The 21,708-nt window shown below is 61.7% G+C and carries 22 protein-coding genes; 8 read left to right on the top strand and 14 right to left on the bottom strand.

Annotation, left to right across the window (positions count from 1 at the left end; all coding sequences use genetic code 11):
* Positions 1-23: 23 nt before the first annotated feature.
* The gene (locus LPW30_RS09255) at positions 24-1,082 is read right to left on the bottom strand and encodes a diguanylate cyclase (RefSeq protein WP_239680694.1); all 1,059 of its coding nucleotides are present in this window, start codon (positions 1,080-1,082) and stop codon (positions 24-26) included.
* A gap of 188 nt (positions 1,083-1,270) precedes the next feature.
* On the opposite strand from LPW30_RS09255, the gene LPW30_RS09260 reads away from it, so the two are divergent.
* The 4 genes from LPW30_RS09260 to LPW30_RS09275 all read left to right on the top strand — a co-directional run bounded on the left by LPW30_RS09260 (position 1,271) and on the right by LPW30_RS09275 (position 2,752).
* Positions 1,271-1,918 (top strand): DUF938 domain-containing protein, encoded by a 648-nt coding sequence (locus LPW30_RS09260; RefSeq protein WP_239680695.1) that lies wholly within the window; start codon positions 1,271-1,273, stop codon positions 1,916-1,918.
* Positions 1,919-2,002: 84 nt separating this feature from the next.
* Entirely contained in the window at positions 2,003-2,269 is a 267-nt protein-coding gene (locus LPW30_RS09265; protein ID WP_238625591.1) for a BrnT family toxin, read from the top strand.
* Positions 2,262-2,513 carry a BrnA antitoxin family protein gene (locus LPW30_RS09270; protein ID WP_025281218.1) on the top strand — a complete coding sequence of 84 codons (252 nt, stop codon included), beginning with the start codon at positions 2,262-2,264 and terminating at the stop codon, positions 2,511-2,513. Before LPW30_RS09265 ends, LPW30_RS09270 begins: the two co-directional genes overlap by 8 nt.
* Before the next feature lie 2 nt (positions 2,514-2,515).
* Positions 2,516-2,752 (top strand): DUF938 domain-containing protein, encoded by a 237-nt coding sequence (locus tag LPW30_RS09275; RefSeq protein WP_025281217.1) that lies wholly within the window; start codon positions 2,516-2,518, stop codon positions 2,750-2,752.
* A gap of 10 nt (positions 2,753-2,762) precedes the next feature.
* On the opposite strand, the gene LPW30_RS09280 is transcribed toward LPW30_RS09275, so the two are convergent.
* A complete protein-coding gene (locus LPW30_RS09280; RefSeq protein ID WP_239680696.1) occupies positions 2,763-3,872 on the bottom strand; it encodes a PQQ-dependent sugar dehydrogenase in 1,110 nt (369 codons plus the stop codon).
* 93 nt (positions 3,873-3,965) lie between these two features.
* On the opposite strand from LPW30_RS09280, the gene LPW30_RS09285 reads away from it, so the two are divergent.
* Positions 3,966-4,412, top strand: a complete 447-nt coding sequence (locus LPW30_RS09285; protein WP_239680697.1) for a hypothetical protein — start codon at positions 3,966-3,968, stop codon at positions 4,410-4,412.
* Positions 4,413-4,471: 59 nt separating this feature from the next.
* Here the strand turns inward: LPW30_RS09285 and cynS are convergent, their stop codons facing one another.
* From cynS to LPW30_RS09305, 4 genes are read right to left on the bottom strand one after another with little or no spacing between them, the layout of a single operon-like run.
* Positions 4,472-4,915: a cyanase gene (gene cynS, locus LPW30_RS09290; protein WP_238625584.1), complete on the bottom strand. Its 444-nt coding sequence runs from the start codon at positions 4,913-4,915 to the stop codon at positions 4,472-4,474.
* Positions 4,916-4,956: 41 nt separating this feature from the next.
* A complete protein-coding gene (locus LPW30_RS09295) occupies positions 4,957-5,874 on the bottom strand; it encodes an ABC transporter ATP-binding protein (RefSeq protein ID WP_238625582.1) in 918 nt (305 codons plus the stop codon).
* An 8-nt stretch (positions 5,875-5,882) separates the two neighbouring features.
* Positions 5,883-6,722: a nitrate ABC transporter permease gene (gene ntrB, locus LPW30_RS09300; protein WP_239680698.1), complete on the bottom strand. Its 840-nt coding sequence runs from the start codon at positions 6,720-6,722 to the stop codon at positions 5,883-5,885.
* A 1-nt stretch (position 6,723) separates the two neighbouring features.
* Complete coding sequence (locus LPW30_RS09305; protein ID WP_239680699.1) at positions 6,724-8,166, bottom strand: CmpA/NrtA family ABC transporter substrate-binding protein; 1,443 nt, start codon at positions 8,164-8,166, stop codon at positions 6,724-6,726.
* A 302-nt stretch (positions 8,167-8,468) separates the two neighbouring features.
* Here LPW30_RS09305 and LPW30_RS09310 point away from each other — a divergent pair, with 302 nt between their 5' ends.
* A complete protein-coding gene (locus tag LPW30_RS09310) occupies positions 8,469-10,412 on the top strand; it encodes a sigma 54-interacting transcriptional regulator (RefSeq protein WP_239680700.1) in 1,944 nt (647 codons plus the stop codon).
* 61 nt (positions 10,413-10,473) lie between these two features.
* On the opposite strand, the gene LPW30_RS09315 is transcribed toward LPW30_RS09310, so the two are convergent.
* Positions 10,474-11,235: a DUF429 domain-containing protein gene (locus LPW30_RS09315; protein ID WP_274521668.1), complete on the bottom strand. Its 762-nt coding sequence runs from the start codon at positions 11,233-11,235 to the stop codon at positions 10,474-10,476.
* 159 nt (positions 11,236-11,394) lie between these two features.
* On the opposite strand from LPW30_RS09315, the gene LPW30_RS09320 reads away from it, so the two are divergent.
* Positions 11,395-13,743 carry a LemA family protein gene (locus LPW30_RS09320; protein WP_239680702.1) on the top strand — a complete coding sequence of 783 codons (2,349 nt, stop codon included), beginning with the start codon at positions 11,395-11,397 and terminating at the stop codon, positions 13,741-13,743.
* Here LPW30_RS09320 and LPW30_RS09325 read toward each other — a convergent pair.
* From LPW30_RS09325 to pufA, 7 genes are all read right to left on the bottom strand, one after another.
* Positions 13,732-14,331, bottom strand: a complete 600-nt coding sequence (locus LPW30_RS09325) for a LemA family protein (protein ID WP_025281213.1) — start codon at positions 14,329-14,331, stop codon at positions 13,732-13,734. The genes LPW30_RS09320 and LPW30_RS09325 overlap by 12 nt on opposite strands.
* Before the next feature lie 162 nt (positions 14,332-14,493).
* Positions 14,494-15,162, bottom strand: a complete 669-nt coding sequence (locus tag LPW30_RS09330; protein WP_025281212.1) for an SOS response-associated peptidase — start codon at positions 15,160-15,162, stop codon at positions 14,494-14,496.
* A gap of 3 nt (positions 15,163-15,165) precedes the next feature.
* A complete protein-coding gene (locus LPW30_RS09335) occupies positions 15,166-16,248 on the bottom strand; it encodes an SO_0444 family Cu/Zn efflux transporter (RefSeq protein ID WP_274521669.1) in 1,083 nt (360 codons plus the stop codon).
* Positions 16,249-16,283: 35 nt separating this feature from the next.
* Positions 16,284-17,210 (bottom strand): OmpA/MotB family protein, encoded by a 927-nt coding sequence (locus LPW30_RS09340; RefSeq protein WP_026623435.1) that lies wholly within the window; start codon positions 17,208-17,210, stop codon positions 16,284-16,286.
* The gene (locus tag LPW30_RS09345; protein WP_238625569.1) at positions 17,207-18,025 is read right to left on the bottom strand and encodes a motility protein A; all 819 of its coding nucleotides are present in this window, start codon (positions 18,023-18,025) and stop codon (positions 17,207-17,209) included. Before LPW30_RS09345 ends, LPW30_RS09340 begins: the two co-directional genes overlap by 4 nt.
* Positions 18,026-18,501: 476 nt before the next feature.
* The gene (gene pufB, locus LPW30_RS09350) at positions 18,502-18,639 is read right to left on the bottom strand and encodes a light-harvesting antenna LH1, beta subunit (RefSeq protein WP_025281208.1); all 138 of its coding nucleotides are present in this window, start codon (positions 18,637-18,639) and stop codon (positions 18,502-18,504) included.
* A gap of 26 nt (positions 18,640-18,665) precedes the next feature.
* Complete coding sequence (pufA, locus tag LPW30_RS09355; protein ID WP_025281207.1) at positions 18,666-18,866, bottom strand: light-harvesting antenna LH1, alpha subunit; 201 nt, start codon at positions 18,864-18,866, stop codon at positions 18,666-18,668.
* Between the two features lie 279 nt (positions 18,867-19,145).
* Here pufA and LPW30_RS09360 point away from each other — a divergent pair, with 279 nt between their 5' ends.
* Entirely contained in the window at positions 19,146-20,717 is a 1,572-nt protein-coding gene (locus tag LPW30_RS09360; protein ID WP_239680703.1) for an ABC1 kinase family protein, read from the top strand.
* The last annotated feature ends 991 nt before the right edge of the window (positions 20,718-21,708 follow it).

Below are 21,708 nucleotides of genomic sequence, written 5' to 3' on the forward strand. Positions count from 1 at the left end.
TTGTTGCGGTCGCAGCCCATGGGTTATCCACCAGCGGCCATCACCAGTGCCACGCCGCCCTCCTCTTCAGGGCCACCACAAACGCTGTTGCGACCACTCCCCTTGGCCTGGTAAAGGCGTTCGTCGGCGATTCGGGTGAGCGTATCCAGGTCGCGCCCGTCCGTTCCGTATCTGGCGACACCGATGCTGACGGTGAGCTTAAGGACCTGGCCCCCGTAATGGATGGGAAACTGCTCCAGGTTTGCTCGCAGTTCCTCGGCGAGGGCGACAGCTTGTTTGCCATCGGTGTTGTTGAGCAGCACCAGGAATTCCTCCCCCCCAGAGCGTACGATGAGGTCGGTCTCCCGCAGGCGCGCGCGCAGCATGTTGGCGAAGGCGACCAGCACGGTGTCACCGGCCTCATGACCGTGCTCGTCGTTGATCTGCTTGAAGCAGTCCAGGTCCAGTATGAGCAGCGACAGCGCGTTTCCATTGCGCTGCGCTTGCGCCCGTTCCCGCTGGAAGACATCGTGGAGACGCATGCGATTGGCCAGTCCGGTCAGCGGGTCCATCGTCGCCAGGCGCATCAGTTCCAGTTCAGACCGCTCGCGGTTGCGCTCGTAGAAATGTGACAGGCCCAGGGTGGTCAATGCGGCGATGACGGCATTGGACAGCACCTCCACCCGGATGAGTTCGGCGTTACCACCAAAGCGGTACAGGTAAATGGCGGCGCCCAGCCCCATATAGCTCAGCGCCAGCACCAGACCCAACCTGGAACCGAGCAGAAGATGGGTGACAAGCGGGATGACCAGCAGCCAGACGAAGGCGAACTCCGAGACCTCGGGCCGGCTCAGCAGCACGACCGTGGCTGTCAGCAAAACCAGTACGAAACACACAGACCATATCTGAAGGCTATGGGTGCGGCGCACCACCACCAACAGGCCGGCGGCGAAAGCGGCAACGGCCACCTGGATCCAGGCCACCAGAATCATGCCATCGGGAAAGTTGAGGCCCGCAAAAACGAGGGCGCTGACCATGGTGACCAGCAGCATGGCCTGCAGCACCCCCCGGCGATGGTCATGATTCGCTTGAAAAGGATGCATGCACGGGAACCTATCCAATGGGGTCGTCTTCCATGTCGGAGAGTCCGGACGGCAAGAGGGGTATCCACCCGATCGGAAGAGTTGGAGGTATGATGCCCTGACTGGGGCATTTTTTCGAGGTTCCCAACATGCTGATGGCCCCAGTCGCCGCAAGTGACCCTCACCCATGAGCCCCGGAGCCAGACTTCATGTCCGCCAACGCTCGCCTGGATTCCCCCTCCTACCACGAAAACATCACCCCCATTCTGGACGTCCTGCGGGATGCCTTCGCGGGCTTGAGTGGCCATGCCCTGGAGGTGGGCAGTGGCGCCGGTCAGCATGTGGTGGACTTTGCCCGCGCGTTCCCCGACATCACCTGGTGGCCCACCGATGTGGATCCGCATCACCTGAACAGTATCGCGGCCTGGCGCGAGAGTGCGTCCTTGCCCAATCTGCAGGCGCCAGTGCGACTGGATGCGGGTCAGGCAGATTGGGGACTGGGGCAATCGGATCGCCCGCCGGCGGATGGCTTTGCAGTGATGGTCTGCATCAATGTGACGCACATCTCGCCATGGGCCACCACGGAGGGCCTGATGAAAGGTGCTGGTCATTACCTCATCCCCGGCGGTCTGCTCTATCTCTACGGCCCCTACTCCCGCGACAGGACGCACACCGCGCCCAGCAATCAGCGGTTTGACCAGTACCTTCGGACCCAGAACCCGGAGTGGGGTGTGCGGGACATCGCCGATATCGAAACCTTGGGGCGGGAACACGGGCTGTCCCTGCAATCCGTGATCGACATGCCGGTGAATAATTTCTCCATCATTCTGGAGCGAATGCCTGCCGACAGGGCGTGACCCGACCGGTCAGTCCCTTCTTCGCTTAAAATATTCGCTTTAACGAGCATTGACCGGCATGCATATAGTATGCACACTGCCCGCATGGAGATCGAATTCGATCCAGAGAAGGCGGCGTCCAACCTTCGCAAGCACCGGGTGAGCTTTGCTCATGCAGAGCAGGTGCTGAGAGATTCATTTGGGATCACCATTGAGGACCCTGACTCGGAAGATGAGCCCCGCTTCGTCACTCTTGGCGCGGATTCTCTGGGCCGAGTTCTGGTCGTAGTCCATACCCCCCGGAACGATCGAGTCCGAATCATTTCCGCGCGTAAGGCCAGCCAAAATGAGGCGAGAAACTACCATGCGTAAAGAATATGATTTCAGCAAGGGTAATCGAGGCTCCGTGATCGAATCCCCTGGAAAAACCCGCATCACGATCATGTTGGATAATGACGTCATAGAAGCGTTCCGGGGGCGCGCCGAATCCAGAGGGATCGGGTATCAAACCGCAATCAATGAGGCCCTGCGGGCAGCACTTGACGATGAAAACGTACCGCTAACTGCCGGTAAACTCAGGGAAATCCTCCGACAGGAGCTAGACCATGCCGGCTAAGCGTGCAATCGGGTGAGGGAGGCTTTGGCCCCTACTCCCGCGACAGGACGCACACCGCGCCCAGCAATCAGCGGTTTGACCAGTACCTCCGGGCCCAGAACCCGGACTGGGGTGTGCGGGACATCGCCGATATCGAAACCTTGGGGCGGGAACAGGGGCTATCCCTGCAATCCGTGATCGACATGCCGGTGAATAATTTCTCCATCATTCTGGAGCGAATGCCTGCCGACAGGGCGTGACCCGCCCCCCTCACGGGACGGTCGGCATGTCCACGCGCAGCACGCGCCCATCCGCCTTGTCGGTGAGCAGATACAGGGCACCATCGGGCCCGGTGCGTACGTCGCGGATACGTTCATCCACCTCGTCGAAGAGGATTTCTTCATCCACCACGCGGGTCCCGTCCAGGGTGAGACGGCGCACATGGCGCTGGACCAGGGAGGTGATGAACAGGCTGCCTTGCCACTCGGGGAAGAGATCGCCGCGATACAGGGCCATGCCCGCCGGAGCGATGGCCGGCGTCCAGTGATGGATGGGGTCTTCCATACCCGGCAACGAGGTGTGGGGGGTGATGATGGCGCCGGAGTAATCAACCCCGTGGGTGGCGACGGGCCAACCGTAGTTGGCGCCCGGCTGGATGATGTTGAGTTCGTCGCCGCCACGCGGGCCATGCTCGTGGGACCAGAGGATGCCGGTCTGTGCATCCCATACCAGGCCCTGAACATTGCGGTGGCCGTAGCTGTAGATCTCCGGCAATGCATCGTCACGGCCTACAAAGGGGTTGTCGGCGGAGGCACGGCCGCTTTCCGGGTCCAGCCTCACGATGGTGCCGGTGTGACTGTCCAGGCGCTGGGCGTCCTCGCGATGGTCAAAACCATCCCCAAGTCCCAGCAGCAGGGTGCCATCGTCCAGAAAGGTCATGCGACCGCCGTAGTGCACCGGTCGGGTGCGATCGGGCGTGGCCTCGAACAGGATGTTCACCTCCGTGAGGGTGTTGCCATCCAATCGCCCCCGGATCAGCCGCGTGGTGTTGGCCCGGGCCTCCCCCACGGCCTGTGTCAGAAACAGATAGGGGTGTTGCTCGAATTCGGGATGGGGCAGCACCTCCAGCAGGCCGCCCTGACTGCGCACGAAGGAGTCGGGCACGCCCTCCACGGGTGCCTCCAGAAGCTCACCGTCCTCGATCACCCGCAGGCGCCCTGCCCGCTCGGTGACCAGCATGCGGCCATCCGGCAAAAAGGCCAGTGACCAGGGATGTTCCAGCCCCGAGGCGATGGTATCGATGCGGTAATCCGCCGCCTTGAGCGGTGCGGCGAACAGGATGAGGGCCAGCGGCAATGCCATTATCAGTCGCAGGGTCATGTCGGCAACGTGATTTCGGTGGGCTGACCTGCAAGAATAACCATGCACGGTCCCGAGGGCCATCACCGCAGCAGCATCCAGGAGGCAGGTGTCATGCAACGACTCAACACGGCGTTGGCCTGGTTTGCGGGTCTTCTGCTGGCCACGTTGCTGGGCAGCATCATACAGACCCAGTTCAACCTGGCCATGATCCAGGGCCTGGGGGCGCCCGTCGACGCATTGATGCGACTGGAGAGCACCGCCCACGACCTGCTCAACTTTGCCCCCACCTACGGCGTGCTGGTGGCAGCCGCCTTCTTGATCGCCCTGCCCGTGAGTGGACTGATTGCACGTTGGTGGCCAGAGGCCCGTATCGCGCTCCACACCCTGGCCGGCGCCGCCGGCATCTCGGTTGCCCTAGTTGTGATGAACCAGTTGCTGCCGGCCACCCTGATCGGTGCATCAAGGTTCTCCACCGGCATCCTGGCGCTGGCACTGGCGGGTGCGCTGGGCGGGCTGCTGTTCGCCTGGTTGAGCCCACGTCCCGACCGGCGGGGATGAAGTCACAGTCCGCGATCAAGCCCGGCCGGTTGCCGGCCGGGCCTGATCAGGCCGGGCGGTTACCAACTCTTGTAAGGCAGGAACTTGCCATTCCAGACGATCTTGACCCGATCCCCCTTGGGGTCGGGTACCTTGTCGATGTCCATGGTGAAGTCGATGGCGCTCATGATGCCGTCGCCGAACTTCTCGTGGATGATCTCCTTCATGGTCTCCCCGTACACGTTGATGGCCTCGTAGAACCGGTAGATCACCGGGTCTGTCGGGATCGTCTTGTCCCAGTGCTTGTGGGGAAAGGCCTGCAAGGCCTTGGACACATCGGGCGGCAGACCCAGATAGCTGCACAAGCCATCAGCCGCGGTGGCGTCCAGATGATTCATGCCCAGGCAAGCTGAGGTGACATACACCTCGTGCAGGCCCGCCGCCTCCGCAATGTTGGCCCAGGTGCAACCCTTGTCGAACTTGGCCTTCATGATGGTTTCGGTCATTTCCAGTTTGCTGATCATGGATCGTCTCTCCCGTGATGTGAGCGCGGTTGCTGACAGGCTCAGGCCGTGGCCCGGACCTTGAGTGGGTGCGGCTGATGACTCTTTTCGGTTTTCCCGTTGCCGGCGGAGGTTTCCGCCGCAGGATTGATTTCCCGAGGCAGAAACCCAGGGGTGCTGGCTTCCCCTTGCAGGGTTTTGGAGCGATTCACCAGAAACTCCACCAGATGATTGCGGATAAGGTAGTAATGGGGGTGCTGGTGGAGTTCCTTGCGGTTACGCGGGCGGGGAATGTCAATCCGCACGGATTCGGCGATATGCGCGTTGGGTCCGTTGGTCATCAGCAACACCCTGTCGGCCAACAGGATCGCCTCGTCCACGTCGTGGGTGATCATGAAGACGGTTTGCTGGGTGCGCCCCCAGATGCGCAGCAACTCATCCTGAATCACGCCCCGGGTCAGAGCATCCAGGGCCCCGAACGGCTCATCCATCAACAAAAGCTTGGGCTCGATGGCGAATGCCCGGGCGATGCCCACGCGCTGTCTCATGCCTCCGGACAGTTCCGCCGGCTTCTTGTGCTCGGAGCCGCCCAACCCCACCATGTCCAGATATTTCAGGCTGTGCTCCTGCACCTTGGTGCGCGACCAGTCCGGCCAGCGGGAACGAACCGCGAAGGCCACGTTGGACAGGGCCGAGAGCCAGGGCAGCAGGCTGTGATTCTGGAAGATCACGCCCCTGTCCAGGCTCGGTCCGGAAATCTCCTTGCCATCCATGGCCAGGGCACCCTCGCTAGCCTCGTCCAGCCCGGCCAGGATATTCAGGATGGTGGACTTGCCGCACCCGGAATGACCGATCACGCAAATGAACTCGCCCTTGCTGATACGCAGGTTCACGTTGTCAAACACGGTCACCGGCGGTTGGCGACCCGGTTGAGGGAAACGCCGTGCCAGATTGTCGACTTCTATGAAATGTCCGGTCATGAGACCCCCTATTCCTGATAACGGACAAAGCGCCCGGTCTGGGCGAGCATGGCGTCCAGCAGCATGCCCACCAGTCCGATCATGAAGATGGCGAAGATCACGGCCGCGATGTCGAGATTGTTCCATTCGTTCCACACGTAGTAGCCAATGCCGGTGCCACCCACGAGCATCTCGGCGGCCACGATCACCAGCCAGGAGATGCCGATGGAGATGCGCATCCCCGTCAGGATGGTGGGTGCGGCGGCCGGCAGGATCACGGTGAACGCGGTGCGCAGACTGGAGAGCTCCAGGGTGCGCGCGACGTTGAGCCAGTCACGCTTGACCGAGGCCACACCGAAGGCCGTGTTGATGAGCATCGGCCAGATGGAACAGATGAATATGACAAAGATCGCCGAGGTGGCTGCATCCTTGATGGTGAACAGCGCCAGGGGCATCCAGGCCAGCGGCGAGATGGGTTTGAGCACCTGGATGTAGGGGTTCATCGCCTTGTTCAGCACCGGCGACATCCCGATGACGAAGCCCAGGGGAATGGCCACCAGCATCGCCAGGGAGAACCCCGCCAGAACCCGTCCCACGGAATACATCAACTGCAGGCCGATGCCCTTGTCGTTGGGCCCGGCATCGTGGAACGCCTGGGACAACTCCTGCACCGCCAGGCTGAACACCTGGGACGGGGGCGGTACGCCCGCCCCGGCCCCGGTGCCTGGCTCCATTCCCATCAGGATCTCGTACTCGGTCAGTTCCCTGACCTCCTGTCCCGGAGGCGCCATGGTGACCTGCCAGACACCAAGGAAGACCACCAGAAACAGCACCGACAGGATGCCCGCGCGTACGTTGAGGCTCGCCATATCACGACCTCCGGATGTCGAAGCTGTTCAGGTAACCTTCGGGATCGGTGTAGTCGAACACCTTGCCCATCACCTCGAAGGTCTTGTAGGTCTTTTCAGGCGGCTCGTACCCCAGTTCGCGCATGATCTCGGCGCACTCCGTGGCCAGGAACACCCGCTCGGCCACGCGGTTGTAGTCCACGTCCCGCTGCAGATAGCCCCAGCGCTTCATCTGGGTGAGGATCCACACCGCCATGGAGTGCCAGGGGAACGGATCGAAATCGATGCGCCGTGGCTCATCCACCACATTGCCCAGACCATCCGCGAAGCGCCCGGTCAGCACCTGCTGCACCACCGGTGTAGGCTGATTCAGGTAGGCGCTGGGCGAGATGGCTTCCGAGATTTCAACGCGGTTATCCGGATTGGAGGCATACTGGGTGGCATCCACGATGGCCCGGAACAGGGCGCCGTAGGTGTTGGGATGCGTCTCCGCAAACTCGCGTGAGGTGGCAAAGGCACAACAGGGATGCCCTTCCCATATTTCCTTGGTGAGCATGTGAATGAAACCCACCCGGTCCCATACCGCCCGCTGGTTGAACGGATCCGGCGCCAGGTAGCCATCCAGGTTCTCCGCCCGCAGATTGGCCACCATCTCCGGTGGCGGCACCACGCGGATCTGAATGTCCTGATCGGGATCCAGCCCATGTTCGGCCACGTAGTAGCGCAGCAGGAAGTTGTGCATGGAGTACTCGAAGGGCACACCGAAACGGAAGCCCTTCCAGTCCTTCGGATTGCGCTTGTCCTTGTGCTTGTTATGCAGGGTGATGGCCTGACCGTTGATGTTCTCGATAGCCGGCATCACGAAGGACTGTGTCGATGACCCCAATCCCAGACTCATGGCCAGCGGCATGGGTGACAGCAGGTGGGAAGCGTCGTACTGGCGATTGAGGGACATGTCACGCGCAACAGCCCACCCGGCCGTCTTGATGACTTCCACCTCCAGTCCATAGCGCTCATAAAAGCCCATGGGGTGGGCCATGATGATGGGCGTGGCGCAGGTAATGGGGACAAAGCCCACCTTGAGCTTCTTCTTCTCCAGCGGGCCCATGCCCTCCTTCACTGCGGCCTTGAGCGCATCCATCGGAAACACGCTGGCCAGGGCGGCGGCAAAGGTTCCGGCACCGATGAGTTTCAGAAAGCGTCGCCGGTCGATCTCGCTATGGTTGAACACGGCGCGCACCACAGCGCTTTCCACCGCTCGGTCCACCATGTCCTCGGTATCCATGTGGGCTTCCCGGGAGCGATGGTAGTGCGCGGTCTCCAGCGGAACGTCCTGCCCATCGATGTGACTGTGATGAGTGCAGCCCGGACCACACACGTGGTCCCCATCGTCATGAGCATGGTCATGTCCATGCATGAGGCTGACTTCCGGATCGTAGGGATTGTCGAGGCTCTTGGTTGGCATCGCATGACTCCAGTGTGTTGGAGGAGCGGCTGCTGGCACGTTGCCTGCTTCATCTCCCAAGAGTGCGCTCCACGGGGGCATGACCCCATCAAACGCACCCTTGCAGTGCAGGACTGCATCCCTCTGTACCGCCGTCCCCGCAATAGTTGGGTGACGTCAGGGATATAGCAGGCAGCATGCCAAATCCTCATCGAGGCACTAGATACATGATTACAAAAGAGAAAAACAAAGATCCCCAGGAGGAATTCGAACCACGAACTCTCGTGGTGCACGAGAATTCGTGTCGTGCACCACGAGAGTTCGTGGTCAATGAAGAGAGCGGACTCCTCCTGGAGGATGATGTCTATCGCATGCTCTTCGCCCACGGGGCGCAGGCCATGCTGATATTCGACCCGTGGGCGGATCGCATCCTGGATGCCAACGGTGCCTCCGCCACCCTGCTGGGTCGCTCTCTGGAAAGCCTGCCCGGCCTGCGCATGAGTACACTCCATCCCCGGCACTTTCCCCGCTTGCTCACCTTCACACAGGAGGTCCTGGAATGCGGAAAGGGCTGGACTGACCAACTGGAGGTGTGCCCGCCGGACGGGGCATGCAGACCCGTCGAGTACAACGCCACCCGCATCCAGGTGAACGGTCGTGACATGATCTGTGCCGTTCTCCAGGACCTGCGTGCCCGCCGTCGTCAGCATGCCTTGCACGAAGCCGAGGACTACATGCGCAAGGGCATTGGGGGCTGGCGTGATGTGGAGCATGTATTTCGTGATCTGGAACGGGAGAACCGCCTCATCCTGGGGGCCGCGGGGGAAGGCATCTACGGTGTGAACGCCGAGGGCATGACCACCTTCGTCAACCCCGCCGCGGAGCGGCTGCTCGGCTGGCGGGCCGATGAGATGGTGGGCCGCAACATGCACGAACTGGTGCATCACACCCATCCGGATGGCACCCACTATCACGAGGATGACTGCCCCATCTACGCGGCCTTTCGTGAAGGTGTTGTTCACCGGGTGGATGACGAGGTGTTCTGGCGCAAGGATGGAACCCCCATGCCGGTGGAATACACCAGCACGCCGATCCTGGATCGTGGTGTGGTGGTGGGCGCCGTGGTGGTGTTCAGGGACATGACGCGGCGCAAGGAAGCTGAGGAACAGCTGCATGCGGCCCTGCACGAGGTGAACCAGTTGCGCCAGAGGCTGGAACTGGAAAACGCCTATCTGCAGGAGGAGATACGCACGGAGCGGGCTTTCGACGGCATCATCGGCAACAGCCCCGGGGTGCGAAAGATCGTGCAGCAAATCGAGCTGGTGGCACCCACGGATGCCAATGTGCTCATCATCGGGGAATCCGGCACGGGCAAGGAACTGATTGCCCATGCCATTCACAACGCTGGGAGCCGCTGCGAACGCCCGATGATCCGGGTCAACTGCGCCGCCATCCCCGGGGATCTGTTCGAGAGTGAATTCTTCGGGCACGTGCGCGGGGCATTCACCGGAGCCTTGCGGGATCGCATCGGCCGCTTTGAACTGGCCGATGGTGGCACCCTGTTCCTGGACGAGGTGGGCGAAATACCCCTGGAGCTTCAGGGCAAACTGCTGCGGGTGCTGCAGGATGGTCAGATCGAACGCATTGGTGAGGAGCGCACACGTCATGTGGACGTGCGGGTGATCGCGGCCACCAATCGGGACCTGGAAGAGGAAGTGCGTCGTGGGCGTTTTCGGCAGGATCTGTACTTTCGGCTGAACGTGTTTCCGGTCCAGTCGGTGCCCTTGCGGGAACGCCCGGACGACATCCCTGCCCTCGCCGTGGAGTTCGTCAAGCGCGCTTCACGCTCGTCCAAGAAGGCCGGCATTCGTCTTACCCAGGGCGATATTCAGACCCTGATGGGCTATGACTGGCCGGGCAACGTCCGGGAGCTGGAAAACGTGATCGAACGCGCGGTGATCCTGAGCCATGGTGGCCGCCTGCGCCTGGAGTTGCCATCCTCCAGTCAGGCGGGACAACCTCCCTGCCCTTCCCGGTCTCAACCCGAGGAGCCCAAGGAGGATCGTGTCCTCACCGAATCCCAGCGTCGCCAGCGGGACAGGGAGAACATCCTGGCCGCCCTGGAGGCCTGTGCCGGCAAGGTATTTGGCAAGGGCGGGGCCGCTGAACTCATGGGAATCCCGCCCACCACATTGTCTTCACGGATGAAAACCCTGGGGATTTGCAAACCACGGAGTGCGGGTTGCGAGCATCCCGGGCAGCGGTGATGACATGACCAGGAGGACGCACGGCTGACTTGCCAAGCCCTGATCGCGAGTCGATAACTCATCAGCACACGATCTCCATGGGCAGCCCGGTGGCGTCCTTCTCCGGCACCTCGGGCAGCCGCATGGCACGCCCTTGAGCGATCCGGGCTGCGGTCCAGAATACGGCGAAGGCATCCAGCAGGTCGTCCGGTGCGTAGCGTTCATGGACCAGATCACGGCAGGCCGCCTCGTGTGCTCCCGGGAAAGTCGCCTCCAACAGGCTGTGTCGCTCCCGGCGACCCTCGGATGTCTTCTTGTTGTGGTTCATGGCCTGGCCCTGATTCCATGCCTGAAAGCTCAGTTCAGGATGCACCTCCCGTAGCCAGGCCTGACGGTCCACGCACTCCTGCAGGAAGTTGTCCATGGCCCGGATCATGGGAATGATGTTCCAGGTTTGGCGGGACAGGGCCCGCCCCGCCTGCTGGCGACCGAGCAGGCAGGCCTGCTCGTAGGATGGGGCCTGCAACATCACCCGCAAGGGTGCCGGGAATACGCTGCTGCCGCGCGGGCGACCCAGGCGCTGACGGGCCTCCACATCGGCACGGCGAGGCGTCGCGTCTGCCAAGCCAATGGGGATGTCCGCTCCCACCACCTGGGGACGGGGATCCAGGTCCAGGAGATCGCGTGGGTTCTCCAGGATCAAGGCGCGGATCGTCTCGGGGCAGTGAGGATCGCCCGTCACGCACAACCATCGTCCCCGGCAACCATCCAGGCCGGCCACAGGCCCGTGACCTGAACATGCCAGCGGCTCGATACGAGCACTCACACCCTTGGGTACCTCCATGCCTGCCAGTATAAGAAAGTCAGGCGCCAGGGTCGCGCCCGGGTGTGAGACAGGTTGCGGTGGTGGAGCGCGGTCGCCCCTTGGACGACGTGCAGATGACTTGCCAGCCCCTGTATCGCCATTGATGCTTGAGGTTCGCCCGCCATATGGACCCACTCAATGCTGCTGCGCCTGATTGCGATCCTTCTGCTGTCCCTCGCGGCCGGCTATGCCGCCCATTCCGGCCTGACGAGCATGGGGCAAATGCGGGCGGTGGAGCGACTCCCCGAGATCAAGGTGGCCGAAATCATTCCCGGCGTGGTGCAACTGTCGGGTAAGGCTACCAGTGATGGTCCCATGGTCACCGCACCCAGTTCCCGACGGCAGACGCTGTATTTTCGACATGTCGAGGAGCGCAAGGTACGTGACTCGGAAGGGGGTTACTATTGGCGAACGGTCAGCGACACTCGCGACGCCACCAGTTTCCTGCGGCTCGAGGACGAAACAGGCAGCGTGAGGATATACAGCGATAGAGGCCGCCAAGGCTTCTCGGCGCCCAGGAAATACCAGCAGACCCGAGGTGATCGGCGTTTCACGGAGTACCGGATCGACCCGGGCGATGCGATCACGGTGTTGGGTCTGGCCAGTCCGGTGGCTCACACCCTGGGGATCTCGCTACATGGACTGCCGGAGCATTACGTGGCACGGGTTTCCGCCTTCGGGGAATCGCATCAGCGCCAGTCCCTTGCCCGCACCACTCTCATGTCCATCTGGTTCTCGCTGGCTGCCGTGGCCCTGATCGTACTCACCCTGTGCTGGACCATGCGCATACACAAGGTGGCGGCCTTCCTCAGTCTGCTCATGGTTTCCACGCTGGCATTGCTGATGCTGTGGAGCCTGGCTGCGGCCAGGGTCGATCTTCAGGTGGCCATGCAGCAGCAAGAGGCCGCTGCCTCGGCAGCCAGGGAGACCATTCAGGGAGCGCTGAGCCAGCACGGCCTGCAATGGGACGGGTATTGGGACTCACTGCCTCCCTGGAGCGAAGCGCTGCACACCCATTTACCCGAGGAGCAAGCCCGACTGATTGAACGCCTGCATGTCAATATTGCGCGAACCACCGAGCGAGTGCGTGGCACTTGGGAGCACTGGCCCGAGCGCCTTGTGGCCAGACTGAGCGGATGGGAACGACCCGACTCCGTCCCCCTGGGCGGTGAGGCCTTGCAGGTCATGGAAGTCAGGGAGGCAACCTTTGAACCCACCCGGCTGGAAGGTGGAGCACCCGTGCTCATCCTCATCATCGGGGCCCTTGGGGCCGTCTTCATGCTGCCCATCGGGTTGTCGATGATTCATCTCAAACGCACCATTGAAAACATACCCACCAGCCCCAGTGCCGGCGCCACCTACGGCCTTACGGAACTCAAGGGTGAAATACTCCCCGCGCCTCGGGATGAAGCACTCACCTCACCTATCGAAAAGACACGATGTGTCTATTATCACTACAAACTGGAGGAAAATCGCGGCACAAAGAAGGACAGCTGGGTCACGATCAGTGAGGAAAAGGTGGGTAAACGCTTCATCTGTCGTGATCGCGAGGGTGACTTCCCCATTGATCCCGAAGGCGCCCAGGTCATCACAACCCGCAAACACACCCAGCGCCAAACGGATCGGGCGCCCGGCGGCGCGATCGTCAGTAGTGGTCGCTACCGGCATACGGAGGAGCGCCTGGACGTGGGCGACACCCTCTATGCACTGGGACGGGCACAGATTGACCCCGAAACCCAGCAGTCGCTGTACATGGCGGCCTCTGAACCGCCTTACCTCCTCAGCAATCTCAGCGAGGCTCAACTGATGCTCCGCAAGGCCCGGGGCGGCTTTACTTCCCTGACCCTGGGCTTCATTGCAGCCCTGGCGGCACTGCTGACCCTGATTGGACTGATGGGGGCATTCAATGGGGCTGCTCTGCTCATTGCGGCGATGATCACCCCCATTTACATGCTGATTGCCGTGGTGGTGCTGATGTACAACGACCTGGTGTTCCTGAGAAATCGCGTGGACACCACTTGGTCGAATATTGGCGTGTCCCTGCAAAAACGAGCCACCCTGATCCCGACCATCCAGGAGGTCGTCAAGACATCCATGGCCCACGAGCGGACACTGCAGGAGAGACTGGCCCAGTTACGCACTCAGGCCAGCAGCGAGGCGGTGGATATTCCCAAGGCAGAGCAGTTGCTGGCCGTTGAGCAACAGTTGCTGCAACAGCTTCGCCTGTTACGTGAGTCCTATCCTGATCTCACCACATCTCAGGCGATGATCGGGTTCCATGACACCCTGGTGGCACTGGAAAACGAGGTGGCCTTCATGCGGGACGGATTCAACCATGCCGTGGAGCGATACAACACGCGCCTGGGGCATGTTCCGGAAGTCTTTCTGGCTACCCTGCTCCGATTTCGCCGGCGTGATTTTTTCCGGGCGGAGGTGTCGGTTGCCACCCCGCCCGATGTCTCCGCCATGGTGCCATCAACCAAATGACACCTTGGGCGCCTGACGCATGGAGACGTTTTCGATCTGCAGCAACTGCGCGGCCTCAAACCCCATCGGGCCCGCGACAAGACGGTTCGGAAAGATCTCCCGGGCATTGTTGTAGTTGAGCACAGAGTCGTTGAAGGCCTGACGCGCCAGTGCGACGCGATCCTCCGTGGCCGCCAGCTCCGCCGAAAGCTGCTGCATGTTCTCGCTGGCCTGCAGGTCCGGATAGGCCTCGGAGAGCGCAAACAGGCGGCCCATCAAACCTGCCAAGGCACCCTCGGCACCGGCCAGTTGCTGGATGGCCAAGGCGTTGGTAGGGTCGGCCGCCGCCTGTTTCAAGCCTGCAGCAGCCTGGTTGCGTGCCTGGATCACCGCTTCCAGGGTTTCACGTTCATGGCGCAGATAACCCTTGGCTGTCTCCACCAGGTTGGGGATCAAATCATGGCGACGGGTCAACTGCACGTCGATTTGTGCAAATCCGTTGGCCACCTGATTACGCAGCGTGACCAAGCGGTTGAAGATGGAAATCGTCCAGCCAATGATGGCCACGACGCCCAGTAAAAGTGCCCCCAGCAATATCAGTTCAACCATGAAACCGTGCCCCTCTTCGTCATTAAGGGGATTGCCCCAAGGCCGTTCCCCGATCGATCTCCCATGTCACATGGTTGTGCCCCATGTGTCCTTGGGTGACCTGCCATCGAAAATGCTCCCATATCAGCCATCCGACTGTAAGTCGACCATGTGTAGACCGGCTCAGGGCACTGGTTCAATCAGGTCTATCCCTTCATGTGAGGCATGATTCACGCGCTGGCTGACGGGATGACAGGTAAGACGTTCCGGAGCCAGGCGGCGCATCCATTGGCGGATGGACTGGCGCTCGGTGATGGCAGGATCCAGCCAGGCGGAGAGACAGGAAGGATCCAGCACCACCGGCTGACGAGGGTGGATCTGCGACAGTGGCGGGCGGGCCGGTTCCGTGATGATGGCGCAGCCATCAGGCCCATTATCTGCGGATGGCTCCCAGATACCGGCAAAGAACAGGGCCTCGTTCTCAGCTTGCTGCATCAAGGTGACGTAAAAGGGCTGCTTCTCCCGGCCACTCCCTTGCCATTCATACCAGCCATTGGCAGGCACCAGGCAGCGCCGATGTGCAAACGCTTCACGGAAGTAGCGGCTCACCGCCACCTTCTCCGCCCGGGCATTGATCGGCCTTGGGGCATCGTCACCCGCCCAGGCGGGCCGGAATCCCCAGAGGCATTGGTCCAGCGAGGGCAACCCATCGGGGGTCATGCGGATGACGGGAATCAGCGTCCCGGGTGCCACGTTGAAGCGGGGCTCGAAGTTATCTTCGGTCAGTTCCAGGTCCAGATAGCGCTGGGCGATCAGGCTGCAGGCGGTATGCAGGGCGTAACGTCCGCACATGGCTCAGCTCCAGCGGTGCATCAGGACTCGGCGTACCGGGCGAATCCCCACAGCCAGAAGGACTACAAGCGCGGCGATTTCCAGCCACATGGGCGTCAGCTCACGGGCTGCCCCCAGTTGCTGACCAAGATCCAGGCCACTGGCCTTCACGATCAGATCCACTGCAAGACCCAGGGCGATGGTGGTGGTCACGATGCCGGTCATGTAAAGCGCCAGGGCCTGATTGCCCATTTCCCGGCGCAAAACGCCCAACGTAGCCATGCTGGTGATGGGCCCGGCCAGCAGGAAGACCAACGCCGTGCCAGGGGAGACGCCCGCCATCAGCATTCCCGCCGCCACCGGCGTGGCCGCGGTGGCGCAAATGTAAAGCGGCACCCCGATCAGGGCCATCACCAGCATGGCCAGCGGCCCGCTACCCCATTGCGAGAGGGACTCCGGTGGCACCAGGGCCACCAGCGCACCGGCGAGGATCAGCCCCGCCAGTATCCAGGTGCTGATGTCATCCAGTAGATCGGAGAAGGCATAGCGCATGCCGGAGGCCAGGCGAACCCGCCAACCTGCCTCGCCCGCCGCTGCAGCCTGTGGTTCAGGCTCTGGCTCGCCGTCGCACCCCGTGTTGCAACAACCGCTGGAACAGCTGTCTCCCGCCGCGCTTGTATCGGGGAATTCGGGGCTTCGCGTCACACTCGGACGACTCAGATTGACCAGCAGTCCCGTGGTCACGGCCGTTGTGACCGCACCCGCAGCCCTTGCCACCATCATGAAGGGGCCGAGCAAGGCATAGCTGATTGCCAGTGAATCCACCCCGATCCCCGGTGTGCCAACCATGAAGGCGGTGGAGGGCCCCCGCCCTGCCCCACCCCGGTACAAGGCAAGGCCGGTGGGAATCGCACCACAGGAGCACAGGGGCAATGGCGCCCCAATGACAGCCGCCCGGGAAATCCCCTTCAAGCCCTCTCCTCCCACCCAGCTTTTCATCCGGGCCTCGGAGAGAAATGCCTTGATGACGCCCGCTGCCAGTAAACCCAAAAGCAGCCAGGGGGCGGCCGTCAGCGCAAGATCCAGAATGGCGTTGAGTATGGTCATGTCCGCCAGTATAGGCAGAAAGATGGTAAATCTCTTTACTGGGCCACTTCGAGCACCAGGCTCACCCGGCGGTTCAGGGCACGGTTTTCCGGGGTGTCGTTGGGGACTCGGGGGCGTGTGTCGGCGTGACCCGCAATGCGTAATTGGTCGGCCGGGATGCCCAGTTCGATCAGTTGCCGGGCCACCGTGGTGGCGCGCAACGAGGACAATTCCCAGTTGGAAGGAAACCGCTCCGTATTGATGGGCACATCATCCGTGTGACCCTCGACGATGATGCTCAACGCCTCCCGGGCCAGAACCTGATACACCTCCTCCAGAAGACCGATACCCGCCTCACTCAACTGGGCCGTACCGGAAGGAAACAGGATGTCGTTGCCCACCTCCAGGCGCACCTGATGCTCCTCGATGAGCATCTCCAATGGCTGTTCCGCTCCCTGGCCGGCCACCAGATCGGCCAGCGCCTCCAGTGCCGGCGGAACCTCGGGGGATTCCACAGGTTCCACCAGGATCGGTGCCGGGACGGACTCAATGCGAGGAGCCGCGGCCGCGTCCGTTATGGATAACACCGGGATGGTCTGGGTCAACACTTCCGGCGCAGGATAGGTTAACGCTGGCACCGGCGGGGCTGGGTCCATGGGCCATGCGGGAGGTGTATTGGGGGACGGGATGACAGAGGCAGGTTCTGGTATCGCTGGCTCCAACAAGGTTTGCAGGTTCACGGTTTGTGGTTCGCTGTCTGCCTTGGCGAATCGCCCCTGCAGTTCGTCGATCTGCAGATAGGCTGCGGCCAGCAGGGCGGCAAAAAGCGTCACGAGCAGTAAAAGCACATCCAGGTACCCAACGGTCCAGCCCCCATCAGTCTGTACCGGCTCGTCGAACTCCACGTGTTCCCGACCCCGGAACGAGCCTGCGGGGATGCTTTCCCCGGGTGCCACCTTCGGTCCCCAGGCTGAAGTGGTCATGCCCGCAACCTCTCCTGCGGCAAGGCCCGGACCGGTGCGCTTGCCCATTCGGCGGGCTCATCCCGATCCCGTGGCACGGATTCAAGAAACTCGTTGATCATCACGGGATGTTGACGCTCATGCAGCATGAGCACTGCATCCAGCAGGAAATTCATGTGAAGCAGCTGGTGCCGGGAGCGGTCCTCCAATTTAAGGGCTAGCGGCTTGAAGATCAGGTTGGCCGCCAGCAGCCCATAGAGCGTACTCATCAGCGCAAACCCCATGGCCAGCCCCACATACTCCAGGCCTGACGACCCCAGGTTACCCAGCAGGGCCACCAACCCGACCAGCGTACCGAGCATGCCGAACGCGGGGGCAAACGTGGCCATGGTGCGCAAGATGCGAATGTCCCGATGGTCCGACTCTTTCTGGCGCCGGATGCGCCATTGCAGCATGCGCACCAGTTCATCTCCGCTATGACGATCCAGGGCCAGGCGGGCACCGGCCATGAGAAACGGGTCACCAATAGTCTTGGCGGTGTCCTCCGCGATGCGCACATGACCACGCCGACACAGGTCAGCAACCTTCAACAGGCGTTTGTGATCCTGGGTAGGCAGGTGTACCACCGGGGGTTGCCGGAACAATTCAGGTAAACGTTTCAAAAGATCCATGACGGGTTTCGGGGAATGCCCGATCACGGAAGCCAGCCAGGTGCCCCCGACCACCAGCATGAGCCCCGGAAGATTGGCCCATGCCAGGCCGACGGTGGAGGCCAACAGGGTGATCAGGGTGAGGAAACCCACAGCACCCAAAACCCAGAGAATCTTCTTGCGCATCTGTGCACCGGTTGATGTTGTTTGCAACATTCGATGCACAGTGCATGCCATCTTGATCAGACCCCCTTCAGGGGCAGTTCACGGCCGCTCGTGACCAACAGATGGAATCTTGAGCCGCCCAAAGCGGCCAGGTCTTGCCGGTTTACAGACACGCAGGCGGCTCATCGGTACCGATGCAAGAGGAGGATTTTCAAGGGATGTCAGCGATTTGACGCCAGGGAGACTGAAGGTGTCGGGGAAACACCGAAAAAAATTCTCGGCAGTTCGGGGGTCAAACTGCGTCCAGGGGGTTGCAATACCCGATGGTTTTAGTCAAACTCCTGCCTACGCCCTCATCTCGCCACATGAAGGGAATACAAGGAAAGGAAAGAAACGTGGGAAGGTGGTGGAGCCTGATATGCCCCCTCAGCCAGGGTTTATCAGAACTCCCCCACCTGTACCGCTACCCTGCTCTTAGCAAGGCAGCCGATAGGACCTTAGTAGAAAGGTCTCCACAGATACACCAGGAAGTGGGCCGCAGCGGCCAGCACCATGAACACGGTGAAAGTGGTCTTGAACTGTTCGTGGAATTCTTTTGCCTGTTCTTCGCTCAGGCCGGAGATGCTGTCATACATGGTTTGAACCCTCCAATTACGTCAGATTATTCAGCAACGGCTTCCGCAGACACTTCATAGGTCAGCGGATTGTAGTTATCGTTGCTATAAACGAAGGCGTGCACTACCAGAGCCACCACCAGTACGGTCATCAGAATCGGCATCAGCCACGTGCCTGGGTTGACCACCAACCACAGCTTCCAGTCGTCGGCGGGATTGCTCGGCTTGCTCGCTCTGTATTCGCTCATTGGTAAAGCCCTCTAGGTTTAAAGACCGGATTTCTTTAGGGAACCGGTTACTCTTCAAGCACTGCCACAGGGTTGGTGGTGCCGATTCCTGCTGCCTGCACAACCCAGAACTGTAGCCTGGTTGTAAGTCTACGTTGACGCGGAAAGATGTCAAGCAGACGATACAGCTTCATTCAGCGAAGGCGAAAAAGCTTGCGCGAGGTCAAGTCCACGGCGACGGCCATCAGTGCGACCCGGTTGGCAACCAGCTCATCGGCCCATGGAAATGAGGAGATCACGATGCACGATCAGCCCTTTGTTCTCGGCACTCTGGATGCCTTGCGTCTCTGGCAGGAAATGCTGCATGGCACACAGAGGGGTGCGCAGCATGCAGGGAACCGGGCAACCCTGGAGTACTTGGCACTGTGGAACGAGACGAACAGCCCCTTCGATGGCTTGCTGCCGCTGCGCTGCATGGATCTGAACCGGTCGCATTGGACCCTATGGTCCACCGCTGCACTGGGGGCCATGGACCACGCCGGCCGCCAGGTCGCACCCTGGATTCGCCCGCCGCTCGTTTCGGTGCCGACACCCCCCTGGGGCCCCCTGGCTCGCAGCGCCATCCTGGGCCTGATGGCCCAGGAACTGTGGATGGGGTATGCGGTGCTGCGCGAACGTGGCCGTTGGGCCCCCTGGCTGGCCACGTCCCGGGACTGGGAACTGCAACACGAGCGCGGCGCCCACCGGGTGCTCGCCGCCGCGCAGTCCCTGGGTGGCAGCTTGATCAAGGCGGCCCAGTTTGCCTCATCCCGGCCCGACCTGCTGCCACTCACCTACACGAAGATACTGTCCCAACTGCAGGACCGGGTCACACCACAACCCTGGCCCGTGATCGAACAGGCACTCATCCAGGAACTGGGGCAGCCGATTCATCGGGTATTTGCCGAGGTGGACCCCCAGCCCGTGGCTGCCGCCTCCATCGCCCAGGTACATCACGCCCGCCTGCATGACGGACGCAGGGTGGCCCTCAAGGTTCAGTATCCGGACATGCAGAACCTGATCGAAGCCGACCTGGCCGCGATGGAGCACATTCTGAACGGGATCAGTCGCCTCGAGCCCGAACTGCGGCTCGAACCCGTGCTGGATTACCTGCGGCAGACCTTGCCCATGGAGGTGGACTTCCTCCGCGAAGCCCGATCAGGCAAGCAACTGGGGCAACTGCTGGCATCGCGTCGGGTGGTCATCCCGGAGGTTCTAGAGAGCCTGAGCACTTCCAGGCTGCTGGTGTCGGATTGGGTGGAAGGCATCAAGATCAACGATGTCCAAGGGCTTCGTCGGGCCGGCCTTGACCCGAGGGCCGTGGCCGAACAATTGATGGATGTCTATGCAGAGCAGTTGTTCCAACACGGTTACTTCCATGCGGACCCCCATCCAGGCAACCTGTGGGTACGGCCTGGCCCTGATGGTCCGGTCCTGGTCTTACTGGATCACGGCCTCACCGGGCCCCTGCCCGAGGGGCTGAGAAGGGCTCTGAAGCAGGCTGTTGGAGCCTTGATGAGGGGGGATTTCAGCGCCTTGAGCCGTGCCCTCGCGGCAGCCGGACTGGATCTTGATCCTGTGCAGGATGCCGACGCCTTGCTCTGGCTTGTGGACCTGCTGCTGGGAAGTCACGGCCTGGGTGAGGCGGGCCAGCCGCTGACCGCAGGCAAGGACCCGGCCCAGCTTGGCCGACGCCTCGGTTCACGCATTGAGGGCTTGCCCGTTGAACTGATGCGTGTCGGCCGCGGCGTCGGCCTGCTGGACGGTGTTCTGCGTCAACTGGCTCCCGGGATGAACCTTCTGGAGCGAATGGAGCCCTGGCTGGAGGCGTGAGGCGACAGCCCAACCCCTCAGGCTGCCTGCCTGTCCCGCAGACGTGCGCCCAGGGAGTATCCGTAGGCCATGCAGGCCTCCAGCGCCGCATCATCCGGTGAGAAGCGTACGAATACCCCTTCATCCACCATCTTCAATTTCAGTTGCGCCAGTGTGCGCGGGATGATCTTGGCTGACTCACCGCTCCACCCGTACCAACCAAAGGCTCCACACAGTTCCGTCCCGCACCGGGTTGATCGCCGCAAACAGCTTGTAAATCGGCAGCAGGATGTTCTGATTGACTGTTGGGCACCCCACCACCACGGCCTGACGTGGAGGTGCATTGGCCCAAGAGCTACCGGATCGTACCTTCCCGTTTCCCACCCATAGACCTCTGCGAAGGTATTGCCGAACAAGCCGGCGATCTGGTGGCCCTCAGTGAGCTTGAGGGTCTGACCTCGCTGGGACGGCGAAAAGATCACCGACATCATTGAACTGAGAGCAACGGGATATTGACCTCGTGCCAATGATTCAACTTCCTCCGGGGTGCTGCATCAAACCCCAGGCCACCCTGGCTGGCATTGGTCAACAACGCCAGCGCCCAGTCGTGTTTCGGCAAAGAGTGTCGGGTGTCGGCGAAGTGCCGCCATCGCAGCCGGCCAATTTGCAGGCCGGGCTTGTCGCCGGACACGCGGATCGGTATGCGTTAGCGGATGGTCCCGCGCAGGGCCTCATCTCGAGCAGCGAATCACTGCAGGTATCGTCGACACACCGCATCATCTGGAAACCACGCGATGGACTCGGCCCAGTCCCACGAAAGAACACAGTGGTCGGGACCCACATCAGGCCCCACTCAGCCGATTGCAAGGCTTGACAAGCTGGCCAAGGCCCTGCCCGCCGTGTAGACTACTGCCCCTTTTTCATTGGCCTCCCCACGGCACTCCTTGAAGACCGTCGCTGGAACACTGGATCCCGGCCACGCCCGGGCAACGCCCCCTCGCAGAAACGCCCT

The organism is Ectothiorhodospira variabilis (assembly GCF_022227625.1).
In the GTDB taxonomy this organism is placed as follows: Bacteria; Pseudomonadota; Gammaproteobacteria; order Ectothiorhodospirales; family Ectothiorhodospiraceae; genus Ectothiorhodospira; species Ectothiorhodospira haloalkaliphila.